Source organism: Corynebacterium camporealensis (assembly GCF_000980815.1).
Classification (GTDB): Bacteria; Actinomycetota; Actinomycetes; order Mycobacteriales; family Mycobacteriaceae; genus Corynebacterium; species Corynebacterium camporealense.
The window spans coordinates 349,055-371,928 of record NZ_CP011311.1; the positions used below are offsets into that span (position 1 = coordinate 349,055).

General features: G+C 59.0%; 29 protein-coding genes. 18 read left to right on the forward strand and 11 right to left on the reverse strand.

Features of this window, described 5'->3' with window-relative positions; translation table 11 throughout:
- Window positions 1-224 precede the first annotated feature (224 nt).
- The 5 genes from rpsL (at window position 225) to UL81_RS01725 (ending at window position 6,015) form a co-directional block, all read left to right on the forward strand.
- Entirely contained in the window at window positions 225-596 is a 372-nt protein-coding gene (gene rpsL, locus UL81_RS01705; RefSeq protein ID WP_035106521.1) for a 30S ribosomal protein S12, read from the forward strand.
- A 6-nt stretch (window positions 597-602) separates the two neighbouring features.
- A complete protein-coding gene (gene rpsG, locus UL81_RS01710) occupies window positions 603-1,070 on the forward strand; it encodes a 30S ribosomal protein S7 (RefSeq protein WP_046453185.1) in 468 nt (155 codons plus the stop codon).
- Window positions 1,071-1,386: 316 nt separating this feature from the next.
- Window positions 1,387-3,516, forward strand: a complete 2,130-nt coding sequence (fusA, locus tag UL81_RS01715; RefSeq protein WP_046453186.1) for an elongation factor G — start codon at window positions 1,387-1,389, stop codon at window positions 3,514-3,516.
- Window positions 3,517-3,895: 379 nt separating this feature from the next.
- On the forward strand, window positions 3,896-5,086 hold the full coding sequence (tuf, locus tag UL81_RS01720) for an elongation factor Tu (protein WP_035106523.1): 1,191 nt from the start codon (window positions 3,896-3,898) through the stop codon (window positions 5,084-5,086).
- 230 nt (window positions 5,087-5,316) lie between these two features.
- The gene (locus UL81_RS01725) at window positions 5,317-6,015 is read left to right on the forward strand and encodes a hypothetical protein (RefSeq protein ID WP_035107001.1); all 699 of its coding nucleotides are present in this window, start codon (window positions 5,317-5,319) and stop codon (window positions 6,013-6,015) included.
- Here UL81_RS01725 and UL81_RS01730 read toward each other — a convergent pair.
- From UL81_RS01730 to UL81_RS01755, 6 genes are read right to left on the reverse strand one after another with little or no spacing between them, the layout of a single operon-like run.
- On the reverse strand, window positions 6,005-6,571 hold the full coding sequence (locus UL81_RS01730; protein ID WP_035106525.1) for an Asp23/Gls24 family envelope stress response protein: 567 nt from the start codon (window positions 6,569-6,571) through the stop codon (window positions 6,005-6,007). The two genes, UL81_RS01725 and UL81_RS01730, sit on opposite strands and share 11 nt — an antisense overlap.
- Window positions 6,564-7,121 carry a DUF6286 domain-containing protein gene (locus tag UL81_RS01735; protein WP_046453187.1) on the reverse strand — a complete coding sequence of 186 codons (558 nt, stop codon included), beginning with the start codon at window positions 7,119-7,121 and terminating at the stop codon, window positions 6,564-6,566. The genes UL81_RS01730 and UL81_RS01735 overlap by 8 nt, the downstream gene beginning before the upstream one ends.
- Window positions 7,114-8,076, reverse strand: a complete 963-nt coding sequence (locus UL81_RS01740; RefSeq protein WP_052097777.1) for an Asp23/Gls24 family envelope stress response protein — start codon at window positions 8,074-8,076, stop codon at window positions 7,114-7,116. Before UL81_RS01740 ends, UL81_RS01735 begins: the two co-directional genes overlap by 8 nt.
- Window positions 8,076-8,270 (reverse strand): DUF2273 domain-containing protein, encoded by a 195-nt coding sequence (locus UL81_RS01745; protein ID WP_035106526.1) that lies wholly within the window; start codon window positions 8,268-8,270, stop codon window positions 8,076-8,078. The genes UL81_RS01740 and UL81_RS01745 overlap by 1 nt, the downstream gene beginning before the upstream one ends.
- A 9-nt stretch (window positions 8,271-8,279) precedes the next feature.
- A complete protein-coding gene (locus UL81_RS01750; protein ID WP_035106527.1) occupies window positions 8,280-8,621 on the reverse strand; it encodes a hypothetical protein in 342 nt (113 codons plus the stop codon).
- A 3-nt stretch (window positions 8,622-8,624) separates the two neighbouring features.
- Window positions 8,625-9,116, reverse strand: a complete 492-nt coding sequence (locus UL81_RS01755; RefSeq protein WP_035106528.1) for an Asp23/Gls24 family envelope stress response protein — start codon at window positions 9,114-9,116, stop codon at window positions 8,625-8,627.
- Between the two features lie 720 nt (window positions 9,117-9,836).
- Between UL81_RS01755 and rpsJ the strand changes: the two genes are divergently transcribed.
- Genes rpsJ through rpsQ form a run of 11 tightly spaced genes read left to right on the forward strand, consistent with a single transcriptional unit; the run spans window position 9,837 to window position 15,004 of the window.
- Window positions 9,837-10,142 (forward strand): 30S ribosomal protein S10, encoded by a 306-nt coding sequence (gene rpsJ, locus UL81_RS01760; protein WP_003848085.1) that lies wholly within the window; start codon window positions 9,837-9,839, stop codon window positions 10,140-10,142.
- Window positions 10,143-10,174: 32 nt separating this feature from the next.
- Window positions 10,175-10,831, forward strand: a complete 657-nt coding sequence (gene rplC / locus UL81_RS01765) for a 50S ribosomal protein L3 (protein WP_035106529.1) — start codon at window positions 10,175-10,177, stop codon at window positions 10,829-10,831.
- Window positions 10,828-11,490 carry a 50S ribosomal protein L4 gene (gene rplD, locus UL81_RS01770; protein ID WP_035106530.1) on the forward strand — a complete coding sequence of 221 codons (663 nt, stop codon included), beginning with the start codon at window positions 10,828-10,830 and terminating at the stop codon, window positions 11,488-11,490. Before rplC ends, rplD begins: the two co-directional genes overlap by 4 nt.
- Window positions 11,490-11,792: a 50S ribosomal protein L23 gene (rplW, locus tag UL81_RS01775; protein WP_035106532.1), complete on the forward strand. Its 303-nt coding sequence runs from the start codon at window positions 11,490-11,492 to the stop codon at window positions 11,790-11,792. The genes rplD and rplW overlap by 1 nt, the downstream gene beginning before the upstream one ends.
- Window positions 11,793-11,817: 25 nt before the next feature.
- Complete coding sequence (gene rplB, locus UL81_RS01780; protein WP_035106533.1) at window positions 11,818-12,654, forward strand: 50S ribosomal protein L2; 837 nt, start codon at window positions 11,818-11,820, stop codon at window positions 12,652-12,654.
- Between the two features lie 13 nt (window positions 12,655-12,667).
- A complete protein-coding gene (gene rpsS / locus UL81_RS01785) occupies window positions 12,668-12,946 on the forward strand; it encodes a 30S ribosomal protein S19 (RefSeq protein ID WP_035106535.1) in 279 nt (92 codons plus the stop codon).
- 3 nt (window positions 12,947-12,949) lie between these two features.
- A complete protein-coding gene (gene rplV, locus UL81_RS01790; RefSeq protein WP_035106537.1) occupies window positions 12,950-13,312 on the forward strand; it encodes a 50S ribosomal protein L22 in 363 nt (120 codons plus the stop codon).
- On the forward strand, window positions 13,312-14,058 hold the full coding sequence (gene rpsC, locus UL81_RS01795; RefSeq protein WP_035106538.1) for a 30S ribosomal protein S3: 747 nt from the start codon (window positions 13,312-13,314) through the stop codon (window positions 14,056-14,058). The genes rplV and rpsC overlap by 1 nt, the downstream gene beginning before the upstream one ends.
- A gap of 3 nt (window positions 14,059-14,061) precedes the next feature.
- Window positions 14,062-14,478 (forward strand): 50S ribosomal protein L16, encoded by a 417-nt coding sequence (rplP, locus tag UL81_RS01800; protein WP_035106539.1) that lies wholly within the window; start codon window positions 14,062-14,064, stop codon window positions 14,476-14,478.
- Window positions 14,478-14,708 carry a 50S ribosomal protein L29 gene (gene rpmC / locus UL81_RS01805; protein ID WP_035106540.1) on the forward strand — a complete coding sequence of 77 codons (231 nt, stop codon included), beginning with the start codon at window positions 14,478-14,480 and terminating at the stop codon, window positions 14,706-14,708. Before rplP ends, rpmC begins: the two co-directional genes overlap by 1 nt.
- A gap of 2 nt (window positions 14,709-14,710) precedes the next feature.
- On the forward strand, window positions 14,711-15,004 hold the full coding sequence (rpsQ, locus tag UL81_RS01810) for a 30S ribosomal protein S17 (protein WP_035106541.1): 294 nt from the start codon (window positions 14,711-14,713) through the stop codon (window positions 15,002-15,004).
- Window positions 15,005-15,126: 122 nt separating this feature from the next.
- Here the strand turns inward: rpsQ and UL81_RS01815 are convergent, their stop codons facing one another.
- From UL81_RS01815 to UL81_RS01835, 5 genes are all read right to left on the reverse strand, one after another.
- Window positions 15,127-15,528 carry a hypothetical protein gene (locus UL81_RS01815; protein ID WP_035106542.1) on the reverse strand — a complete coding sequence of 134 codons (402 nt, stop codon included), beginning with the start codon at window positions 15,526-15,528 and terminating at the stop codon, window positions 15,127-15,129.
- A gap of 57 nt (window positions 15,529-15,585) precedes the next feature.
- Window positions 15,586-16,470 (reverse strand): carbohydrate kinase family protein, encoded by an 885-nt coding sequence (locus UL81_RS01820; RefSeq protein WP_035106543.1) that lies wholly within the window; start codon window positions 16,468-16,470, stop codon window positions 15,586-15,588.
- A 65-nt stretch (window positions 16,471-16,535) separates the two neighbouring features.
- Window positions 16,536-18,962 (reverse strand): GNAT family N-acetyltransferase, encoded by a 2,427-nt coding sequence (locus UL81_RS01825; RefSeq protein WP_046453188.1) that lies wholly within the window; start codon window positions 18,960-18,962, stop codon window positions 16,536-16,538.
- Window positions 18,963-20,297 carry a lysine N(6)-hydroxylase/L-ornithine N(5)-oxygenase family protein gene (locus tag UL81_RS01830; protein ID WP_236684489.1) on the reverse strand — a complete coding sequence of 445 codons (1,335 nt, stop codon included), beginning with the start codon at window positions 20,295-20,297 and terminating at the stop codon, window positions 18,963-18,965. It abuts the gene before it with no gap.
- Between the two features lie 66 nt (window positions 20,298-20,363).
- Window positions 20,364-21,824: a pyridoxal phosphate-dependent decarboxylase family protein gene (locus tag UL81_RS01835; protein WP_035106545.1), complete on the reverse strand. Its 1,461-nt coding sequence runs from the start codon at window positions 21,822-21,824 to the stop codon at window positions 20,364-20,366.
- Window positions 21,825-22,184: 360 nt separating this feature from the next.
- Here UL81_RS01835 and rplN point away from each other — a divergent pair, with 360 nt between their 5' ends.
- Window positions 22,185-22,553 (forward strand): 50S ribosomal protein L14, encoded by a 369-nt coding sequence (gene rplN, locus UL81_RS01840; protein ID WP_035106546.1) that lies wholly within the window; start codon window positions 22,185-22,187, stop codon window positions 22,551-22,553.
- A gap of 4 nt (window positions 22,554-22,557) precedes the next feature.
- The gene (gene rplX / locus UL81_RS01845) at window positions 22,558-22,872 is read left to right on the forward strand and encodes a 50S ribosomal protein L24 (protein ID WP_035106548.1); all 315 of its coding nucleotides are present in this window, start codon (window positions 22,558-22,560) and stop codon (window positions 22,870-22,872) included.
- Window positions 22,873-22,874 lie beyond the last annotated feature (2 nt).

Consider the following 22,874-nt stretch of genomic DNA (forward strand, 5'->3'; position numbering starts at 1 on the left):
GTTTTAGTCGCTTGCGACACGCGCGATTTCTTAATCTGTGGTGTGTGGTGTTAGGGTGTTAGAGGTTTCGCTTATCTTGAGCGAAAAGTCTGAACGGAAAGAACCGGCTGGTTGTTTCGACGTTCTGGACATGCGGCAGGACCCCGGAAAAGAGTCCCCATTTTTGCATGTTTGAGCGTCTTTAGCCCCAGCCACTCTCAAGAAGTCATAAAGAAAGACTGGTAATGCCAACTATTCAGCAGCTGGTCCGCAAGGGCCGCCACTCGAAGCGCGCTAAGGTCGCCACCGCAGCGCTGAAGGGTTCCCCTCAGCGTCGCGGCGTGTGCACCCGCGTGTACACCACCACTCCGAAGAAGCCGAACTCTGCACTCCGTAAGGTCGCCCGTGTGCGCCTGACCTCCGGCATCGAGGTTTCCGCCTACATTCCAGGCGAGGGCCACAACCTGCAGGAGCACTCCATGGTGCTCGTTCGCGGCGGCCGTGTGAAGGACCTTCCGGGTGTTCGTTACAAGATCATCCGTGGCGCTCTGGATACCCAGGGTGTGAAGGACCGCAAGCAGGCTCGTTCCCGTTACGGCGCAAAGAAGGGACAGTAATCAAAAATGCGTAAGAATGCTGCTCCAAAGCGTCCAGTAGTTAAGGACCCGGTTTACGGTTCCGAGCAGGTCACCATGCTCGTGAACAAGGTCCTGCTGGACGGCAAGAAGTCCACCGCTGAGCGTATCGTCTACGGCGCACTGGAACAGTGCCGCGAGAAGACCGGCACCGATCCGGTTGGCACCCTCGAGAAGGCTCTGGGCAACATCCGCCCGGATCTTGAGGTTCGTTCCCGCCGCGTGGGTGGCGCTACCTACCAGGTCCCGGTCGAGGTTCGCCCGGGCCGCGCTAACACCCTCGCCCTGCGTTGGCTGGTTACCTTTACCCGCCAGCGCCGCGAGAACACCATGATTGAGCGTCTCGCTAACGAGATCCTGGATGCTTCCAACGGTCTCGGCGCTTCCGTGAAGCGTCGCGAAGACACCCACAAGATGGCCGAGGCCAACCGCGCCTTCGCCCACTACCGCTGGTAGTTCAGGCTTATGCCGATGGCCCGTGCAACGACATATAGAACGTCTGCTTCCTGCTCGTAACCTCGGTTACGGGCCGCAAGGAGGCAAACTGATGCGTTGTGCGGGCTATTTTTATGACCTTTAAGCTGCCATAATCACAGCGCAAAGGGTTGTAAGGGAAGAAATTCGGCTATAGAGTAGCTCCCGGTGCCACTTCGTGGCTGCGGTGCTGCCAAAACGGCCCAGTAGTGGCAAAATTGTACGAGACATATCCATAAAAGGCATCTGCTCCCAACAGCTGAGCAGTGTCGACGACTAACTAAGTTGGGGTAATACTGTGGCACAACAAGTGCTTAAGGACCTGAAGAAGGTCCGCAACATCGGCATCATGGCCCACATCGATGCTGGTAAGACCACCACGACCGAGCGCATCCTGTACTACACCGGTATCAACCGCAAGGTCGGCGAGACCCACGACGGTGGCTCGACCACTGACTGGATGGAGCAGGAGAAGGAGCGCGGCATCACCATTACGTCCGCTGCCGTGACCTGCTTCTGGAACAACAACCAGATCAACATCATCGACACCCCGGGTCACGTTGACTTCACCGTTGAGGTGGAGCGCTCCCTGCGCGTGCTCGACGGCGCAGTTGCTGTCTTCGACGGCAAGGAAGGCGTGGAGCCGCAGTCCGAGCAGGTGTGGCGTCAGGCTGCAAAGTACGACGTTCCGCGTATCTGCTTCGTGAACAAGATGGACAAGCTGGGCGCTGACTTCTACTTCACCGTTCAGACCATCATCGACCGCCTGGGCGCTAAGCCGTTGGTTATGCAGCTGCCGATCGGCGCTGAGGATGACTTCGACGGTGTTGTCGACCTGCTGAACATGCAGGCCATCACCTGGCGCGGCAAGGTTGAGGTTGGCGCTGAGCCGACCATCGAGGAGATCCCGGCTGACCTGCAGGAGAAGGCAGAGCAGTACCGTGAGCAGCTCGTCGAGACCGTTGCTGAATCCGACGAAGAGCTCATGGAAAAGTACTTCGGCGGCGAAGAGCTGACCATCGAGGAGCTGAAGGCCGGCATCCGTAAGCTGACCATCAACTCCGAGGTTTACCCAGTTCTGTGCGGTACCGCATACCGCAACAAGGGTGTCCAGCCGCTGCTGGACGCTGTCGTTGACTTCCTGCCGACCCCGCTGGACGTCGGCGAGGTTATCGGCCACGCTGTTGGTGAGGAAGACACCCAGCTGACCCGTAAGCCTTCCGTAGAGTCCCCGTTCTCCGCGCTCTCCTTCAAGATTGCAGCTCACCCGTTCTTCGGCCAGCTGAACTTCGTCCGTGTGTACTCCGGCCAGGTCACCCCGGGCACCGAGGTACTCAACTCGACCAAGGGCAAGAAGGAGCGCATCGGCAAGCTGTTCCAGATGCACGCCAACAAGGAGAACCCGGTTGAGCAGGCTGACGCCGGCAACATCTACGCCGTCATTGGTCTGAAGGAATCCACCACCGGTGACACCCTGTGTGACAAGGACAACCCGATCATCCTCGAGTCCATGGACTTCCCGGATCCGGTTATCAAGGTCTCCATCGAGCCGAAGACCAAGGCCGACCAGGAGAAGCTGGGTACCGCTATTCAGAAGCTGGCTGCCGAGGACCCGACCTTCACCGTCGAGCTGGACGAAGAGACCGGCCAGACCGTTATCGGCGGCATGGGCGAGCTGCACCTCGACGTGCTGGTTGACCGCATGAAGCGCGAGTTCAAGGTCGAGGCAAACATCGGTAACCCGCAGGTTGCTTACCGCGAGACCATCCGCAAGAAGGTCGAGTCCCTGGACTACACCCACAAGAAGCAGACCGGTGGTTCCGGCCAGTTCGCAAAGATCATTTGCACCATCGAGCCGTACAACCCGGACCCGGAGACCCTGGAAGAGGGCGAGTCCGCTTCCTACAAGTTCGAGAACGAGGTCACCGGTGGCCGCGTTCCGAAGGAGTACATCCCGTCTGTCGACGCTGGTATCCAGGACGCAATGCAGTACGGTTACCTGGCTGGCTTCCCGCTGGTCAACATCAAGGCAACCCTCGAGGACGGCGCTTACCACGACGTCGACTCCTCCGAGATGGCCTTCAAGCTGGCTGGTTCCCAGCTGCTGAAGGAAGCTGTTGCTAAGGCTAAGCCGGTCCTGCTGGAGCCGGTCATGGCCGTTGAGGTTGTTACCCCTGAGGAGTACATGGGCACCGTTAACGGTGACATCAGCTCCCGTCGTGGCCAGGTCTTCGCAATGGAAGACCGCTCCGGCGCTAAGGTCGTCAAGGCTAAGGTCCCGCTGTCCGAGATGTTCGGCTACATTGGTGACCTGCGTTCCGCCACCGCCGGCCGTGCAAACTTCACCATGGTCTTCGACTCCTACGCTGAGGTTCCGTCCTCCGTGGCTCAGGAGATCATCGAAGAGCGCACCGGCGCTAAGAGCTAACGCTTATCACCACACGCTAATCCTGTAAGGTCGGTGCGTCCCCGCCAGTGGGCGCACCTGCACCGCAGGACACGCTTTGGGTAGCGGTCTAGCTGAGCATTTCGTCTGCTAGTTACTACGAAGTGTTGAGCTGGCCGTTACCCTCCCTAGATCCTTTCTTAGTTTCTTGTAGAGGGGCAACGACCGCGAGTTTTCGCGGGGGTTACCTCCCATTTAGGCAGTTTGAAAAAACTGCGGCGGAACTCTAGGATCGTGTAACTGGCACGTAAAGAAAGCGTCATTAGCGCTTTGGCCCTAATAAGAGGTCGGGTGCCAATGACAACTGTCAACCACGTGGCTGCGAAGGTCGTAGCCACCATATAGTCCAGGAGGACATACAGTGGCAAAGGAGAAGTTCGAGCGTTCGAAGCCGCATGTGAACATCGGCACCATCGGACACGTCGACCACGGCAAGACCACCACCACCGCAGCGATCACCAAGGTTCTGGCTGACCAGTACCCTGAGGAGAACACCGCATTCGCGTTCGACATGATCGACAAGGCTCCGGAGGAGAAGGAGCGCGGTATTACCATTAACATCTCCCACGTGGAGTACTCCACCCCGAAGCGCCACTACGCACACGTTGACGCTCCGGGCCACGCCGACTACATCAAGAACATGATTACCGGTGCTGCTCAGATGGACGGCGCTATCCTGGTTGTTGCTGCAACCGATGGCCCGATGCCGCAGACCCGTGAGCACGTTCTGCTGGCTCGCCAGGTTGGCGTTCCTTACATCCTGGTTGCACTGAACAAGTGCGACATGGTTGACGATGAGGAAATCATCGAGCTGGTCGAGATGGAGATCCGCGAGCTGCTGGCTGAGCAGGAGTTCGACGAGGAAGCTCCGATCGTTCACATCTCCGCTCTGAAGGCTCTTGAGGGCGACGAGAAGTGGGTACAGTCTGTTGTCGACCTGATGCAGGCTTGCGACGATTCCATCCCGGATCCGGAGCGCGAGACCGACAAGCCGTTCCTGATGCCGATCGAGGACATCTTCACCATTACCGGCCGCGGTACCGTTGTTACCGGCCGTGTTGAGCGTGGTCGCCTCGAGGTTAACGAGGACATTGAGATCATCGGTATCAAGGACAAGTCCATGTCCACCACCGTTACCGGTATCGAGATGTTCCGCAAGATGATGGACTACACCGAGGCTGGCGACAACTGTGGTCTGCTTCTGCGTGGTACCAAGCGTGAAGAGGTTGAGCGTGGCCAGGTTTGCATCAAGCCGGGCGCTTACACCCCGCACACCCAGTTCGAGGGTTCCGTCTACGTCCTGAAGAAGGAAGAGGGCGGCCGCCACACCCCGTTCATGGACAACTACCGCCCGCAGTTCTACTTCCGCACCACCGACGTTACCGGTGTCGTGAAGCTGCCGGACGGCGTTGAGATGGTCATGCCTGGCGACAACGTCGACATGTCCGTTGAGCTCATCCAGCCGGTCGCTATGGACGAGGGCCTGCGCTTCGCTATCCGCGAGGGCTCCCGCACCGTCGGCGCTGGCCGTGTTACCAAGGTCATCAAGTAAGTGACACGCTCAGTAGAGCTTAATTAGAATCAGCCTCTTCCCACTGGGAAGAGGCTTTTTCTGTGCCTAAGTTCGTTTTGGGGTCGTCCGTTGAGGGCAGCCTGTCCTTTTCCAACACGTTTCCCCCAATTTCCGCGGGCGGCAGCCAGGTACGCGGGGCAAAAGGACACCCAAGGGAGCGCTATGGCTAGGCGCAGCCTCGGCGACGCCGTCTACTAGTGTTGGGGGCTATGCAGGATCCCACTCGTATCGATAAGACTCTGGCCGCGCTGCGCGACGCCTGGGAAGGTCAGCCGGACTTAGAGCTCGGCACCATTGTGGCGATGCTGGCTAATCAGGGCATTGGGTGGGGAAGCCCTGATGAACAAACTCGTGCTGCGTTAGAGGCGATGTCGTATACGCATCCGCCGTTGCTGCCGATGGACGACAGTGGTCGTGTCGTGGGTCGCTGGTTGCTCGCGGGGGAGAAGCAACGCGTCACTATCGATGACTCGCACGTTATCGTGCGGCGCCCGGGTCCTGATGGGCAGCGGCAACCGGTGGTGTGGGAGTACTTGTCGTTGCGCCCCACTGGTCCGGGAAGGACGTTGGTGATTACTGATGCTGAAGGCTTTGAACACCGGCTGGGCGTTGTTCGTTCGTTAACGCGTTTGGCTGATGCGGGATCGCCGGAGGGGCTAAAGAAGAAGGCGATAGGAGATAGGGCCCTGATCATTCGTGTGGCGGATGGATTGTTCCTGCTAGACCACCGGTTGCACTACTTCCGTCAGTTGCGGCGGGAGCTGGTGCATGAGGTCTTTGCATGGGAGCAGATAGAACAATGCCGCCCTGGCGCGGACCTGGTGGTCGCGCTCAAGGGCGGCGAGAAGCGCACCTTTGCGGCAGTTGAGGAAGTCCTCGTAGCCGAGGCGGCGCCGGCTACACGCTAGAGGCGCGCACCTTGGAATAGTGCAGCTTGTACACGGTATCGACATCCGCATCCGGGAAGGCGGCGCGGAAGTCTTCCTCGTTGGTTTCGGCAAGCTCTTCCAGCCGGGAGTACGGCAGGTCGGGACTTGCAGTAATCGTGTAGGTAATCGTGGGGCGCTTGCGCTGGTAGGCGACTTGGCGCTGAACCTTCTCCACGCCGGAGTGATTCTCGATGCTTTCGGCAATGGCGCTGGAGACAGCAGCCATTTGGGTATCGATGGCGCCTTCATCGTTAGAAGCCTCAGAATGCACCTTGTTGAAGCGGCGCTGACGCAAGTTAGCGACAACCCACCACATACCTAAGATGATGCAGACTGCAGAGCCAATACCTAAGGCCCAAACCCACCAGGACTGTTCCGGAACCCCGGCCCAGACGTCGTGGTCGACCCATTCAGCCAAGTCCTGGGCGAAGCCCACCTCAAAGTGAATGAGGATTGGCCACAGGCCTAGTGCGATGAGGATGACCGACAGTAGGAACAAGATGATGCGGTCGATGACAGAAAGTGCTCTAGACACCGGTGCCCACCTCCTGCTGTGGTTGAACCTTCACGGAGACCTGCGGGTTGTTGGCGGCCTCAGATAGTGCGTGGTTAACGGAGTCTTCCACGCGCTGCTTGAGTTCAGCATCGTCCACATCGCCTTCGACGGTCACGGTGACCTTCGGGCCGACTGCCTGGGTGCTAGCACCGGCAACACCGGGGACATCGCGAGCAATTGCCGAGGAGCGACGGGCGATGTCGACGGAGCGGGTCCACATCGATGCCTTGTCGGATTCGATCTGGGTGTGGGTCTTGCGGCGCGGCTTGAACACCGCGATGAGCAGAATCAGGCCAACGATGATGGCAGCGACACCAGCCCAGACCATCCAGGTCTCCACGTTGTCATTGGCCATGACATCGAAGAAGGGCTGGAACCAAGAGCCGGCGTTCGTATCAGAGGCTACGACCCAGGTCTCACGCGCACCGACAACACCGAGTGCGATGAGCAGTATTCCGAGAAACACGCTCCAGCCGCGTACGGCCGGTGCAGCCTGGGGCGTTTGCCCGAAACCAGTTGGTTTATCCATGGCTACCTCCTAAGTAGGGCTGAATGGTGATGGCGCGCAGTGGCTCCGGTCGCGGAATCGTTACGCGCGTGGGATGTGGATTTGCCGGAATGACCTGGAAATCGGCAAGTGGTCGCGGCTGTGGTGCACGTACGGAACGCACCGGCACTGGTGGTGGGGTGCTCACGCGACGCTGTGGTGCCGCGGGGATGACGTCACCACACGGGCGCAGCATTGCTGGTTCCGGAGTACGTGGTTCCCAAACTTGTTCGGGTGCGGGGTCCGGGACTTTGCGCAGTGGCTGTTCCGGTGCGGTACGAATCGGTACCTCGGGCATCTCCCGGGGTTCAGAGTCGATGCTGCGAACGTGTGGTTCCTTGCCACGGTCGATCTGACGCAGAGGCTGCGGTTGCGGAGTATCCGGAGTCCACGCCTCACGGGGGAAAGGAGTGCTATCGATGTTGCGCACGCGAACACCCTGTTTGGTCTGCGGTGCGCGAACTCGGAAGTCCTTGCTCGGCGGGGTCCAGGCAGTGATGTCCGGGCGGGCATCGACAGCAGTAGCTGAGACGCGCTCACCGGGGACGGCAGCACCAACGTTGACGTTGACGCGAGTGGTTGTATAGCCGGTCTGCTCCCGGATGGCTTCGGAGATAGCGCTGCGAGTTGCTTCAGCAACGCCGGTGACCGGGGAAGGCCAAATGACGGCGATGGTGGCATCGACAGCAACGACCTGCCGGTCCGGGTCAGTCTGGACTACCAGGCGTGGGAAACCACGGCCTGCCAGGCCCGCGAGCTTCGCATCCAGTGGAGTAGTGCCGGGAACGGTGTTGATGGCAGCGCCGACGAGGTGCTCAAAAGTCCGCAGTGAGAAACGGTTTTGGCCCTTGTCCTTCGGATCTGCGACCGGTACAACACGTACGGCGTCAGCATCAGGTTTGGGCGCTGGGGCACCGGAGTTGGGCGAGTCTGCCATTAGCCTCGCCCCTTCTCCTTGCCGATGAGACCATTCCACACCGCCATCAGGTCAATGCGGCCATCGTAATGCGCGCCAATGACACCGCCGATAGCGGCAAACAGCACTGCCAGCAGTACCGGCCACCAGCCCAGGCTGAGGAAGAACGCCAGCACCAAACCGGCGATGATTCCCAAAGTTGTGTAGTTCTTCATTGTGCTTCCTTAGTTGCTTCCGGGAGCGGAGCTGACGACGGCGTCGACACAGTGGGCATCGACACGCTTGAGCTCTGCACACTCCCGCATGGCTGCCTTCTGAACGTTCTTGGCTGCCTCAAACACAGGAACGTCTGCGTCGAGGTCTAAGTCGAAGAACACCTGCAGGTGCGAGTCATCGCGCGGGTTGGGGCGTTTGAGGCCAACGACTCGGTGGCCGGCGTAGAGAAGGGCATTCTCGCCGTAGCGACCACCGTTCAACTGGGCTACCCCCGGCACGGCCGTAGCCGCAGCGGCAATAGCGCGCGCCGTATCCTGCGCGAGCTCGAAGCGGGCTCGGGAGTTCGCCATGTTTTAGTTCTGGCCCTGGTTCAGAGCAGCCTGGTTGTCGGTGGAGTCTTCCTCAGCGTCTTCGTGCGGCAGTTTCACGTCGTGAACAACAACGTCGACGCGGGTGACGGTCAGGCCGGTCATGCGCTCAACAGCGTTCATGATGTTGCGGCGGATAGCCTCAGCCAGCTCGTGGATAGCAACGCCGTACTCAGCGATGATGGCGATCTCGATGGAAGCAGCACCCTCAGCAACGGTGACGGACACGCCCTGGCGAACGTCCTCGGAAGCGCCGAAGGACTCACGGATGGAACCAATCATGCGAGCGCCGCCGCCACCCAGGGCAGCAACACCGGAAACCTCGCGGGCAGCAACGCCAGCGATCTTGGAGACAACAGCGTCATCAATGGTGGTGGTACCGAACTCGGTCTCGAGGTTCTCGTTGACCTCGCGCGCCGGTACAGCCTGCTCCTCGTTGACAGCCGGGGTGTTGTTCTTCTCGTTGTTGTTAGCCATAACGGCCACCTTTCTCCACAAAATGTTTGCAACGGTTGCTGCCGCACGAGCGGCATAACAACGAGATTAGGCCTATTCCACAGATTCTGCCGGGCCAGATCTAGATTGATTCCGAAACGTAACCTGGATTGACGCTTGTGATTTTGCCCACTGTTAAAGCAGAAGTTTGGAAAACAGCTCGTTACGTGCTTAAATACAAGGGTTGCTTTAACACAGCAACGGGATGACATCCGGGTCGCAAGGCTCAGATGAAGTCGCGTTGTTGCTGGTAAAGCGAACATGACACCTTCGCAGTCCGCGAACTTCCCTTACGGAAGCAAGCTGGATGAGAAGGCCTTCTGATCGGGCTAGGTCCGCGTTTGAGTAGAGACATCCCGAGATGAAGACCGGAGAAGGGGCATGGCAAATAAACAGCGGCAGTACGAATAGGACGTACAAGCTCTGCTAAAGCAAAGCTTGTACGAAGAGTGTTCCAAAACGTGTAATGCGTGAACACCGTCCTCTTTCGAAACTTTGACTTACGGGTCTTGTACCCCGTCGAGAGCACTGCATCTGGTTTGCCAGTCGCATCTCTTGGTCGTCATGACAGTCAGACAACTGGCGTTGTGCCAGGCCTCAAGCCCGGACAACGTTATAGAGAAATCGAGAAGCAATTCCCACCGCTTCACGCCCCGGATACGCCGGGAATGTGAAAGTGGGGAAGCGAGGAAGAGGATAAGCGTGGCGGGACAAAAAATCCGCATTCGGCTGAAGGCCTACGACCACGAGGCAATCGACGCTTCCGCAAAGAAGATCGTCGAAACCGTTACCCGTACCGGTGCCCGTGTAGTTGGTCCTGTGCCGCTCCCAACCGAGAAGAACGTGTACGCAGTTATTCGTTCTCCGCACAAGTACAAGGACTCTCGCGAGCACTTCGAGATGCGCACTCATAAGCGCCTCATCGACATTCTCGACCCGACTCCGAAGACCGTTGACGCTCTCATGCGCATCGATCTTCCGGCAAGTGTCGACGTGAACATTCAGTGATCGACGATTAGAACTTTGGTGGAGAACTAATAATGAGTGAAAACGAGATCAAGGGCATTCTGGGCAAGAAGCTCGGCATGACCCAGGTCTTCGACGAGGACAACCGCGTTGTACCGGTTACCGTCGTCGAAGCTGGGCCGTGCGTTGTCACCCAGATTCGCACCGCAGAAACCGATGGCTACAACGCCATCCAGATCGCCTTTGGCGACATCGACCCCCGCAAGGCAAACAAGCCTGCTTCCGGTCACTTCAAGAAGGCCGGCGTGACCCCGCGTCGCTACGTAGCCGAAATCCGCATGGACGACACCTCCGCATACGAGGTCGGCCAGGAAGTTAAGGTCGACATCTTCGAGGGCATCACCTTCGTTGACGTCACCGGTACCTCCAAGGGCCACGGCTACGCTGGTGCTATGAAGCGCCACGGCTTCGCTGGCCAGGGCGCTGCCCACGGTAACCAGGCTGCTCACCGCCGCGTCGGCGGTATCGGCGGCGCTGCTACCCCGGGTCGCGTCTTCAAGGGTAAGCGCATGGCTGGCCGCATGGGCCAGGACCGCGTGACCACCCAGAACCTGAAGATTCAGAAGATCGATGCCGAGTCCAACCTGCTGCTCATCAAGGGTGCTATCCCAGGTGCACGCGGCGGACTCGTCACCGTCAAGACCGCAGTGAAGGGCGGTGCACACGCATGAGCAACCTCAAGCTAGACGTCCTTACCGCTGAGGGTAAGACCAACGGCTCCGTCGAGCTGCCTGCTGAGATCTTTGACACCGAGGCATCGGTAGCCCTGATGCACCAGGTTGTTAACGCTCAGCTCGCAGGCGCTCGCCAGGGCACCCACAAGACCAAGACCCGCGGTGAAGTCCGCGGCGGTGGCCGTAAGCCTTTCCGTCAGAAGGGCACCGGCCGCGCACGCCAGGGCTCCATCCGCGCACCGCACTACACCGGTGGTGGCACCGTCCACGGTCCGGTTCCGCGCAGCTACGCACAGCGCACCCCTAAGAAGATGATCAAGGCTGCTCTCTTCGGTGCACTGTCTGATCGTGCTCGCAACGAGCGCATCCACGTCATCGAGGAACTGGTTCCTGGCCAGACCCCGTCGACGAAGGCTGCAAAGTCCTTCATCGAGAACATCACCGAGCGCAAGAACGTCCTGCTCGTTGTCGGCCGCGAAGACATCAATGCTCGTCGCAGCGCCAACAACCTGCCGAACGTCCACGTGCTCGATGCCGGCCAGCTGAACACCTACGACGTTCTGTACTCCGACGACGTTGTGTTCTCTGTGGAGGCACTGCACAGCTTCATCACCCGCGCTCAGGGCGCTAACGATGAGGCGAAGGAGGAGAAGTAATGGCTAAGATCGCAAACCCGCGCGACATCGTTCTCGCACCGGTCGTTTCCGAGAAGTCCTACGGTCTGATGGAGCAGAACGTCTACACGTTCTACGTCTCCACCGACTCCAACAAGTCCCAGATCAAAGATGCCGTAGAGCAGATCTTCGGCGTGAAGGTCGACTCCGTTAACACCGTTAACCGTGCAGGTAAGCGTAAGCGCACCCGCACCGGTTACGGCCAGCGTAAGTCCACCAAGCGCGCCTACGTGACGCTCCGTGAAGGCAGCGACTCCATCGACGTCTTTGGCGCACAGGCCTAAGACGGAGACGAAGTAAGGAAGAATTATGGCTATTCGTAAATACAAGCCGACAACTCCGGGTCGCCGCGCATCCTCCGTTTCCGAGTTCGAGGAAATCACTCGCTCGACTCCGGAGAAGTCCCTGCTGCGCCCGCTGAGCAAGACCGGTGGTCGTAACAACCACGGCCACATCACCACCCGCCACATCGGCGGTGGCCACAAGCGCCGTTACCGTCTGATCGACTTCCGTCGTAACGACAAGGACGGCATCCCGGCAAAGGTCGCTCACATCGAGTACGACCCGAACCGCACCGCAAACATCGCACTGCTGCACTACGCAGACGGCGAGAAGCGCTACATCATTGCTCCGAAGGGCCTGAAGCAGGGTACCGAGGTCGAGTCCGGTGCTAACGCAGATATCAAGGTTGGCAACAACCTGCCGCTGCGTAACATCCCGACCGGTACCACCATCCACGCTGTGGAGCTCAAGCCGGGCGCTGGCGCTAAGCTGGCTCGCTCCGCTGGTGCTTCCATCCAGCTGCTGGGTAAGGAAGGCAAGTACGCCATCCTGCGTATGCCGTCCTCCGAAATCCGCCGCGTTGATATCCGTTGCCGCGCTACCGTCGGTGAGGTCGGCAATGCTGACCAGATGAACATCCGTTGGGGCAAGGCAGGCCGTATGCGCTGGAAGGGCGTTCGCCCGACCGTCCGCGGTGTTGTCATGAACCCGGTCGACCACCCGCACGGTGGTGGTGAGGGTAAGACCTCGGGTGGCCGCCACCCAGTGTCCCCATGGGGCACCAAGGAGGGTCGTACCCGCAACCCGAACCGTTACTCGAACAACATGATCGTGCGCCGTCGTCGCCCGAACAAGAAGCGCTAAGAGGAGGTAAACAATGCCACGCAGCCTTAAGAAGGGCCCGTTCGTCGATGAGCACCTCCTCAACAAGGTGGATGCTCAGAACGAGAAAGGCACCAAGCAGGTCATCAAGACCTGGTCTCGCCGTTCGACCATTCTGCCCGACTTCATCGGTCACACCTTCGCCGTCCACGACGGTCGCAAGCATGTACCGGTCTTTGTCGAGGACTCCATGGTCGGCCACAAGCTCGGTGAGTTTGCACCAACCAAGACCTTTAAGGGTCACGTCAAGGACGACAAGAAGGGACGTCGATAAGCGATGAGTGAAACCATCACCTCCGCATCCGCCACGGCCCGCTACGTTCGCGTCACCCCGATGAAGGCACGCCGCGTCATCGACCTGGTACGCGGTAAGTCCGTCAGCGAAGCCCTGGCCATCCTGAAGTACGCCCCGCAGGGCGCTGCTAAGCCAGTCGCTAAGGTAGTTGCTTCCGCAGCTGCTAACGCCGAGAACAACTTCGGCCTGGATCCGCGCACCCTGGTCATCTCCGAGGCATACGCCAACGAGGGTCCGACCATGCGTCGTTTCCAGCCGCGCGCACAGGGCCGTGCATTCATGATTCGTAAGCGCACCAGCCACATCACCGTGGTGGTCGAGAGCCAGCAGGAAGGGGCCAAGTAATGGGCCAGAAGATCCATCCTCACGGCCTACGTTTGGGCATCACTTCCGACTGGAAGACCCACTGGTTCGCCGATAAGGACTACGCGAACTACGTAGCCGAAGACATCAAGATTCGTAAGTACCTGGAAACGGGTCTCGAGCGCGCCGGCATCGCCGACGTTGTCATCGAGCGCACCCGTGACCGCGTCCGCGTTGACATTCACACCGCCCGTCCGGGCATCGTGATTGGCCGCCGCGGTGCTGAGGCCGACCGCATCCGCCGTGCGCTGGAAAAGCTCACCGGCAAGATGGTCGCCCTCAACATCCTCGAGGTCAAGCAGGTCGACGCTAACGCCACCCTGGTTGCTCAGAACATAGCTGAGCAGCTGGTCAACCGCGTTGCTTTCCGCCGCGCTATGCGCAAGGCTATCCAGTCTGCAATGCGTCAGCCGCAGGTCAAAGGCATCAAGATCCTGCTGTCCGGTCGTCTGGGCGGCGCCGAGATGTCCCGCAACGAGCGCTACCACGAGGGTCGCGTTCCGCTGCACACCCTGCGCGCAGAGATCGACTACGGCACCGCAGAGGCCCACACCACCTTCGGCCGCATTGGCGTCAAGGTGTGGATCTACAAGGGTGACGTCGTCGGTGGCGTACGCGAGTCCGAACTGAACGCTCCGTCGCAGGGCCGTGGCCGCGGCGACCGTGGTGGTCGTCCGCGTCGTGGCGGCCAGCGTCGTCAGCGCGCACAGCAGAAGCAGGAGGGCTAATCCATGCTGATTCCTAAGCGCGTTAAGTACCGTCGCCAGCACCGCCCGAACCGTAGCGGTGTCTCCAAGGGCGGTAACCGCATCAACTTCGGTGACTACGCCATCCAGGCTCTCGAGCCGGCTTACGTCACCAACCGTCAGATTGAGGCCGCACGTATTGCCATCAACCGCCACGTCAAGCGCGGTGGCAAGGTGTGGATCAACATCTTCCCGGACCGTCCGCTGACCCAGAAGCCGCTCGGCGTGCGTATGGGTTCCGGTAAGGGCCCGGTCGAGAAGTGGGTGGCCAATGTGAAGCCAGGCCGCGTTCTTTTCGAGATGAGCTACCCTAACGAAGCCACTGCAATTGAGGCTCTGCGCCGCGCTGGCCAGAAGCTTCCTTGCAAGGTTCGTATCATCAAGAAGGAGGACCAGTTCTAATGGCAACCGGTACCCCCGCTCACGAGTTCCGCGAGCTCGACAAGGCTGAACTGGAAGACCGTCTGAGCAGCGCCAAGGAAGAACTTTTCAACCTGCGCTTCCAGAAGGCCACCGGTCAGCTGACCAACAACCGCCGCATCGGCACCGTGAAGCGCGACATTGCTCGCATCTACACCGTGCTGCGCGAGCGTGAGCTCGGTCTTTCTACCAACCCAGGAGATGAGGCTTAATCATGGCAGAAGCAAGCAAGGCTCCAACTCCTAAGAAGGAGAAGGTCAAGGGCGCACGCAAGACTCGCATCGGCTACGTTGTCTCCGACAAGATGGCTAAGACCATCGTTGTCGAGCTCGAAGACCGCAAGCAGCACGCCCTGTACGGCAAGATCATGCGCTCCAACAAGAAGGTTAAGGCGCACGATGAGAACGAGACCGCCGGCATCGGCGACCGCGTTCGCATTGCTGAGACCCGTCCTCTTTCCAAGGACAAGTTCTACCGTCTCGTTGAGATCGTAGAGAAGGCCAAGTAAGAGAGAGCTGAAGGCTCTCCACAGCCGATAGGAAAGGCTCGTAACCTACCCGCTCAGGGTGGTTACGAGCCTTTCTCGTTTTTAACGCGCATCGACTGTCGATGCGCGCTTGTCGATGCGCGCTAGCGGCGGCGGCCATCCATGGCCGAAATGATGGTGACAAACAGGGAAAGCACCGTGGCCATGGACAGGAAGAAGGTACCGACACGGTAGGGGACCGTGCCGACGGATTCGACGTTGCCGAAGATGTAGAGCCACAGCGCCCAGCCGATGATCTGCGCGATGGCGCCAATGCCAGACAGGCCACGCAGGCTGCGCTGGAGTTGCTGCTTAGGTGCGAAGAAGCCGCGGGAGGCATCCACTATGGCGAGGATGCTCAAGATGATGCACAGCCCGCCGGATAGCCATACCGGCAACAGTGCGGAAGTGCCTGCCAGTACGGGCAGTACGAAGGACAAAAACACCAGAACGAACAGCACGCCGTGCAGCACTAAAGAGCGGTTGGGGTAGGCGGCTGGTTGCATGGTGGCTCCTAACGCTTTGGGGATGAACTTGGTTTAGTGTAGTCCCCAAAGGCTGCGTTAGAGCAGTTCATCGACCTCCGCGCGGCGCGGGGCATCAGCGCCAGTACGCGCAATAGTCAGCGCGGCTGTCGATGCCGCGAATTCGAGAATCTCGTGCCAGTCATACGCGCTGAGCTGTTCTAGGTCTGCGGCGTCAAAGTTGCGCTCGGCAATCTTGGTCAAAAGCGCTGCCATCACGGCATCGCCGGCACCGATGGTGTCCGCGATATCGACCTTGACCGGCGGTACGTCGAGTTCCGTCGTTCCCGCACGGACGCTGAGGCCGTGCGCACCGTGGGTGGTCACGACGACGGGCACCTTCTTCAGGGACTCCACGCCGAGGAACTCTGCTTCGGCGTTCGAGACTTTGAGGATGGTGACATCGTCAAGCAATGCCTGCAGAAACTCACGGTGCTCAGCGGTATCAGTATCCGGGCGGATGTTCGGGTCAACTGCAATGAGCGAGCCATTCTTGGCCATGGTGTGCAGCACCTCCGCGTAGCGGGAGGCACCTGGCTCCATGGCGAGGGACAAGGTGCCAAAGTAGGCCACGCGGGCATCGTTAGCTACTAGCTCCACCAGGCGATCTGCGGTGCCTTCGTTATAGAAGGAGTAGGTTGCTGAGCCACCCTCATCAAGCGAAGCAACCGCCAACGTCGTCGGTTCGTCACCCCGCTGTACCAGGGAGGTATCGACACCTTCGTCCTCGAGGCGCTTGACCAATGCATCACCAAAGGCATCAGTGGACAGTCGCGACTGGAAACCGACCTGCGCACCCAAACGTGCAGCGGCAACAGCCACATTGAAGGGACCGCCACCCAAAGAGGGAGTCAGATCGGAAAGTTCGCCAGAAGCGGTGGGCACGAGATCGACGAGGCCTTCGCCGGAGACAAGAATCTGCATATGTCCATACTAACGAGGATGTGTGCAGCAGATTCCTGGTTACCTGGTCATTTACATCACTAGGTCTACCTCTGGGCAGCCATGACGGGTGTTTGAGCTGCCTGTGGTGACACTTGCACTAGTGGATTCGCGATGCGACCGGCGATCATCAGCGAAGAGTTCTGATCACCTAGGTCCACCATCCCGTGGGGATTGCGCAGCTGTAGACGATTCAGACAAGAGTGCTGGAAGTCCTCGGCCAGGAGAGGAAGGCCGGAAGGATACTCAGCCTCGTAGTCTTCAATGCAGGCGCGAGTAGCCAACCAGAATTCTTCTTCTGGCAGGATGTCGTGGTCATCCATGAGCGCAGCCAGGTGGCGCAAAACGCCATCGATGATGTCGGTATGCAGGGACAGCGCCCGCTGTTCGAGGTCGAAGGAGCCATCGTCAGCTTGGATGCGGGCGAAGGCTTCCGGCACCTCGCGTTGTGCGTTGACCACGGCGACTTCCTCACCTAAGTCCTTGAACCAGGAGCCGGTGGGTAGGCACTCGGTGAGTTCCACAATCACGTTCTCTGAGTGCGGCATAAAGACAATGTCGAAACCGGCCAGAGCGCGGATTGCCGGGCGGAAGTACACATCCAACAGTGCACGCAGCCAGTCGGCAGCACTATGCCCCGAACGCGCAATGAGCTCACCTACCAAAGGTTTCCCAGCGGGATCGACGTGCAAGACTGCAGCCAAGGTCATCGCCGCTTTGCCTGGCTCTAGTTTCTCTAATGGCGAAGAACGCCAGAGCGCGGAAAGCATCTTCGTGTGCTGGTCGTCAGAGGAAGCTCCACTGTGCAAACTCGAGTGGTAGATATCGCCTTGGAAACCCACCGCGGCAATCTCAGGGAGCAAACGCACGTTGTGGTTGTGGAAGTCAGCGTCGTTTCCGAGAGTGTCCTGCAACCACTCATTAATCGCTGGGGTAGTGGACATGTACTTTGGGCTCAACCCACGCAGGAATCCCATGTTGCGTACCGATGCTGCGGTCTTCACATAGGGTGCGGCGGGATCGCTGAGGTTAAAGAAGGTACGCAGTGACTGCTGCGGATGCATAACCGCAGTATCGGTGCCTAGGTGAATAAGGTCGCCGTTGAGGAAGCTATCGGCGAAGTTCGTGGCAACGCGCATCTGCCACTGCCAAGGATGCACGGGAAGCGGCAGGTAATCCGCGGGATCAATATCGCGTGCGCGAAGACGCTCCTTCCAGTCCTGCGGTGCTTGCTGGTTGAGGAACTCTTCTAGATCCAAGTCTTCTACAGCAGCACTGGTGAGTTTGTCTCGTCGGGCGGCGACCCATTCCAGGCAGGTAGAACGCCCCATCTCTGGTGCATAGCGACGAGCATCGACTTCGCTGAAACCACCGCGACCAGCATTTGCGACAAAGCCAGGATGTCCTTCATACATGGCGGACTCGCACAACTGGAATGCGTTGGCTTGCTGGTGTGGTGTATCAGTTTCGGTAGCCAAGGTCTCAGCGAGAGTGGAGCTGCTGAGACGAGGCATCGCGAGAACGCGCGCACGCGCGGTGACTGTGGCAGAGATTTCTTCTAAGTAGTCGTGCAGGAAGTGCGCGGGGATTCCAAGTTCTGGTGCGGCGGCAGCAATAACTTCACCGATTCCGGGCAAATCCGCATACCCACGGGCACAGAGCGAATCGACGTCGATGCTCAGATGCTCGAGGTAGTGGGTATGCGCTAAGAACGTAAATTCGTAGCCACCCAGCTCAATCAAGTACTGGGCCGGGCCCAATCTGGTAGCTGGCAGTAACCTTTCGTGGTGGAATTCACGCAGCATCTTCGCCAAGATTTCGCGATTCGCGCGTTGCAGATAAGCGACCTGCAGGTGGCCATCGGTTGCAGCAGTTGCAGGTGCAGTTGATGACGTGGCGGTGGGAACTGCCAGCGCGCCTAGTTCGGAGCACGCGAAAGCGTCTGGGGTGCAGTACTGCACGCGTGCGGTCTTGGTACCCAGGTCCGCAGCCTCGAGTCCTGGATAATCCCGGAAACCAGCGCGGGCATTCTTCGCCAGAATCTTGTCGTTGCTTGTATCGGGTTCAACGAGGATACGCGTGAAACCGCGGACATCGACAAGCCAGGAGATGACGGTGGCGAAGAGGGCATCGGAAAGCCCGTGCTCTGGGTGCGCTGGAGGTTGGGCAAGAAGGACATGCATGCCAATGTCGCCATCCTGGTGCGGGACGTGCTCGCGCAGCAGTACACGTGCGGGGTTGTAGGTTTCCACTAGGGCCAGCGGAGTGCTGTCGCGTTCGATGATCCACGCATCCTCATCGGCGCTGTTAGCGATGCGCTGGTACTCCTGCGCCACGGACTCCTCAGTGGCATCGAGACTGTCCCAGAACTTTGCGTGCACGGAGGTCAGCCAGCTGGTGAGCAGTGCGGCATCGGCAAGCGGATGGACCGGACGCAGATGGAATTGACCGCGGTGAGTAGTAATCGTGTGCATTTAGAAACCCCCAAACGTCTGGAAAGCGATGTTCTTTTCCACCGGGTAAACCTCCCGGCCACAAATCTCGCGCAGGATGATCGAGTTGCGCCACGGTCCCATGCCCAGGTCCGGAGCGTTGAGCGAGTGGACGTGCTCATCAGCATTAAGCACAAAGAGAGTGTTGTCTGCATCTACCTGGAAGTGCTCACCGACGTCCATCCGACCGGTGGCATCCTTTGCGATGAACTCGCTGCAAGGCTCCAAAAACTGCGGCATCTGTGGCGCCTTATAACCGGTACACAGGATGACCGCGTCAGTCGCATGTACTGCGCTGGTGTCGGTCTCCGCGTGATGTAAGCGCAACCGGTGCCGACCAGTGGAGCTATCCGTTGCCTGCTCGTTGGGTGCACAGGCAGCACTGACTCCTGCTCGCAGAGTGGTGCGGGATGTGCCATCCAAACTCAAACGGTAGAGCAAGTCATAGATGGCATTGATGGTCTCACCGGAGATGCCTTTATATAAGTTGCGCTGGTTGCGGTTGAGCTCATCGCGCTTCGCCTCCGGCAAGCGACGAAAGTAAGAGGCGTACTCCGGCGAGGTCATCTCCAAGGTCAACTTGGTGTATTCCATAGGGAAGAAGCGCTCGGAGCGAGTAAACCAATCCACGTGGGCTTCGGTGGTGCAAAGTAGGTCGGCATAGATTTCCGCGGCGGACTGCCCGGAGCCAACGATGCTTATCGATGCCTGCTTGGCCAACCATTCTTTGTTGTGCAGATAGTCTGCGGAGTGGATAACTCCCTCGGCATCGAGTGCGGGATGCAGCTCCTCCGGTACGAAGGGCGTTGTGCCGACACCACTGACCACGTGGCGGGCAGCGATGGTGCCGTGTCCGGTGACATCGACAAGCCATGGCGTATCGCCTTCCGGATTCGGGCGCACTGCCTTCACACGGGAATCAAAATGCACACTGTCTAACTGCCCTGCCACCCAGGTGCAGTAGTCGGAATACTCTCTACGCAGCGGGTAGAAGTCCTCCCGGATGTAGAACTGGTGAATTCGCCCCGACTGTTTGAGATAGTTCAGGAAGCTATAGCGACTGGTTGGATCAGCCATGGTGACCAGGTCGGCCATGAAGGGCACCTGGATAGTGGCTTCTGGAAGCAACATCCCGGGATGCCAGATGAACCCTGAGCGCTGCTCAAAGAACGCCACACTAAGCTCCCCGGATTCTACTAAGGGCTGACACAGCGCAGCCATCCCCAGGTTGAAGGGGCCGACACCTACTCCGACGATGTCGAAGGTAGGCATCGATGAGTGTGATGCAGCAGCAGAAGAAGAAGAAGAATCAGACACGGAAAAGTCCTTTCGTTGGAGATTAAAGAGGTGTGCGTCAGCAAGAGGTGAGGGCGGATTCGCAAGTTAGCGAGTACGAATCAACGCCTCCGAGTGAGCACGAACGATGGCATTGAGCACGGCCTGGATGTCTTCATCACGAAGAGTCGGGTCGAGAATTGTGAACTTGAACAGTGGAGTGCCGTGTATTTCAGTCACCGCCACTGCGGCCTGACCTGAGTCAAAGAGCTCATCGCGGATGCGGTAATACTCAGCGGGATGTGGGGAGTCGGCGGACTCTGTTGCCTGGAGTTCGAACAAGACAGTGCTCAGTTGCGGGGTTTCCCACAGTTGAAGTTTGGGGAAGTCGTCGACAAGGGCAGCTGCGCGCCGGGCCAACGCGCAGCAGGTATCGAAGGACGCACCGATGCGTTCTTGACCTATGGTGCGCAGCGTGACCCAGAGCTTGAGCGCGTCAAAGCGGCGGGTGGTTTGCAGTGAGATATCCGCGAGGTTGGGCCGAGAAGACTCAGCTGGGTTGAGGTAGCTGGCATTCCATCGGATGTGTTCAAGTCGCTGGCCTTCGGCAAAGAGCACGCAGGAACAGGCCACTGGCTGGTAGAAGCCTTTATGGAAATCCAGGGTGACGCTGTCCGCCTTTTCGATGTCGTAGAACAACGATGCGGATTCCGGGCCCAACAGGCCGGCACCGCCGTAGGCGGCATCGACGTGGACGGGCACGTCGTGATGGTGTGCGATATCGATGACTTCGCTTAGCGGATCGATGCTGCCGCGATCGGTACTTCCAGCGGTACAGATAACCGCGGCGGGGTATTTCCCCGCCCGGCATACTTCTCGCAAGGAAGCTTCCAGCGACAACGGACGCATCTGTCCGTGGAAGTCCTCGGAAATCTCGACGATGCTGTCGGGGCTTAATCCCAGTAGCTCGACGCCACGGGCGATGGAGTAGTGCGCACTCGGTGTGCACAGAATGCGAAGTTTGCTTAAGGCTTCGAAGTGGGAATAGCCCTGAGCTTGAAGCTCCTGCAGGGCCTGGTTGCGGGCAACGGTAAGCGCTTGCAGGTTTGATTGAGTACCACCGGTGGTAAAGACACCTTGTGCACTCTGACCGAAACCGACCAGGTCTGCTGCCCAACGAATGAGCTTTTGCTCGATGGCTGCGGCAGGCCCTGCTTGGTCCCAGGACTCCACGGCAGTGTTGAGTGAACTCGCGAGGACCTCAGCAGCAACAGCTGGAATAGCAACCTGGCAGTTGAGATGCGAGATGTAGCGCGGGTGGTGATAGAACACCGCTTGTTTAAGCCACAACTCTTCCAGTTCGCTTAAGCAGTCGGAGAACGAACTGCAGGGTTGGCGGAAGTCGACATCGTGAAGCGCTGCAATGGCATCCTGAAAGTCCTGGCAGGGTGGTGAATCAGCATAAAGGTGCTGTGCTGCACAGGTGCTTGCTTCCTGCACTGCGGACAGAAAATCGGCAGGTGTCTCACCACTGCCCACTAAGTGCGATTTGTTTAATGGTTTCGGCATGGCGGCAACCGTAGCAGTAATTGAGTGAGGTTAGGCTTACTTTAGAGGTGGCGGTGCCAGTCCGCGTTCATTTAGGTAAGGCTTACCTGCGCTGAACCTATTTTTGTGAATTGTGTCATGCATGTCGGGGTGCGAGTGGCGGGAAGTTTGTGTGACTGGAGGGAAATTTGGTTTTAGCGGCCAGAATGTGGTTGAATGCTTGGGTTGCATAAGGCCGGTCGGCCGGTGGTGCGTTTCCGAACCCCGCGCCGAGACCCCTCGACTCATGTTCGTTGCTGAACCTTATGCTGCAAAGCAAGTAGACCGCGTGTGTCAAGGCCGGAAATCTTGACGCACATAATCCAGGTCAGGAGACCCATAGTGATTCAGCAAGAATCGCGTCTGCGCGTCGCCGACAACTCTGGTGCCCGGGAAATCCTGGTCATCCGCGTTCTCGGCGGCTCCGTCCGACGCTTCGCTGGCATCGGTGACGTTGTCGTCGCCACCGTGAAGGAAGCCGTCCCAGGCGGCAACGTGAAGGAAGGCGACGTCGTTAAGGCTGTCATCGTTCGCGCCAAGAAGGAAACCCGTCGTCCAGACGGTTCTTACATCCGCTTCGACGAGAATGCAGCTGTCATTCTCAAGGGCGACAACGAGCCGCGTGGTACCCGTATCTTCGGCCCGGTTGCTCGCGAGCTTCGTGACAAGAAGTTCATGAAGATCGTTTCTCTCGCACCGGAGGTGATCTAGTCTTATGAAGATTCATAAGGGAGATATGGTGATCGTCATTTCGGGTCCGGATAAGGGCGCGAAGGGCAAGGTCATCGAAGCATACCCGTCCCGCGACAAGGTCCTCGTTGAGGGCGTTAACCGCATCAAGAAGCATGTTGCTAACTCCGCGCCGGAGCGTGGCGCTGAGTCCGGCGGCATCGTAACCCAGGAAGCTCCGATCCACGTGTCCAACGTTGCGATTGTTGACTCCGAGGGCAACCCGACCCGCGTGGGCTACCGTTTCGACGAAAACGGCAAGAAGGTCCGTATCGCGCGTAGCAACGGGAAGGACATCTAAAA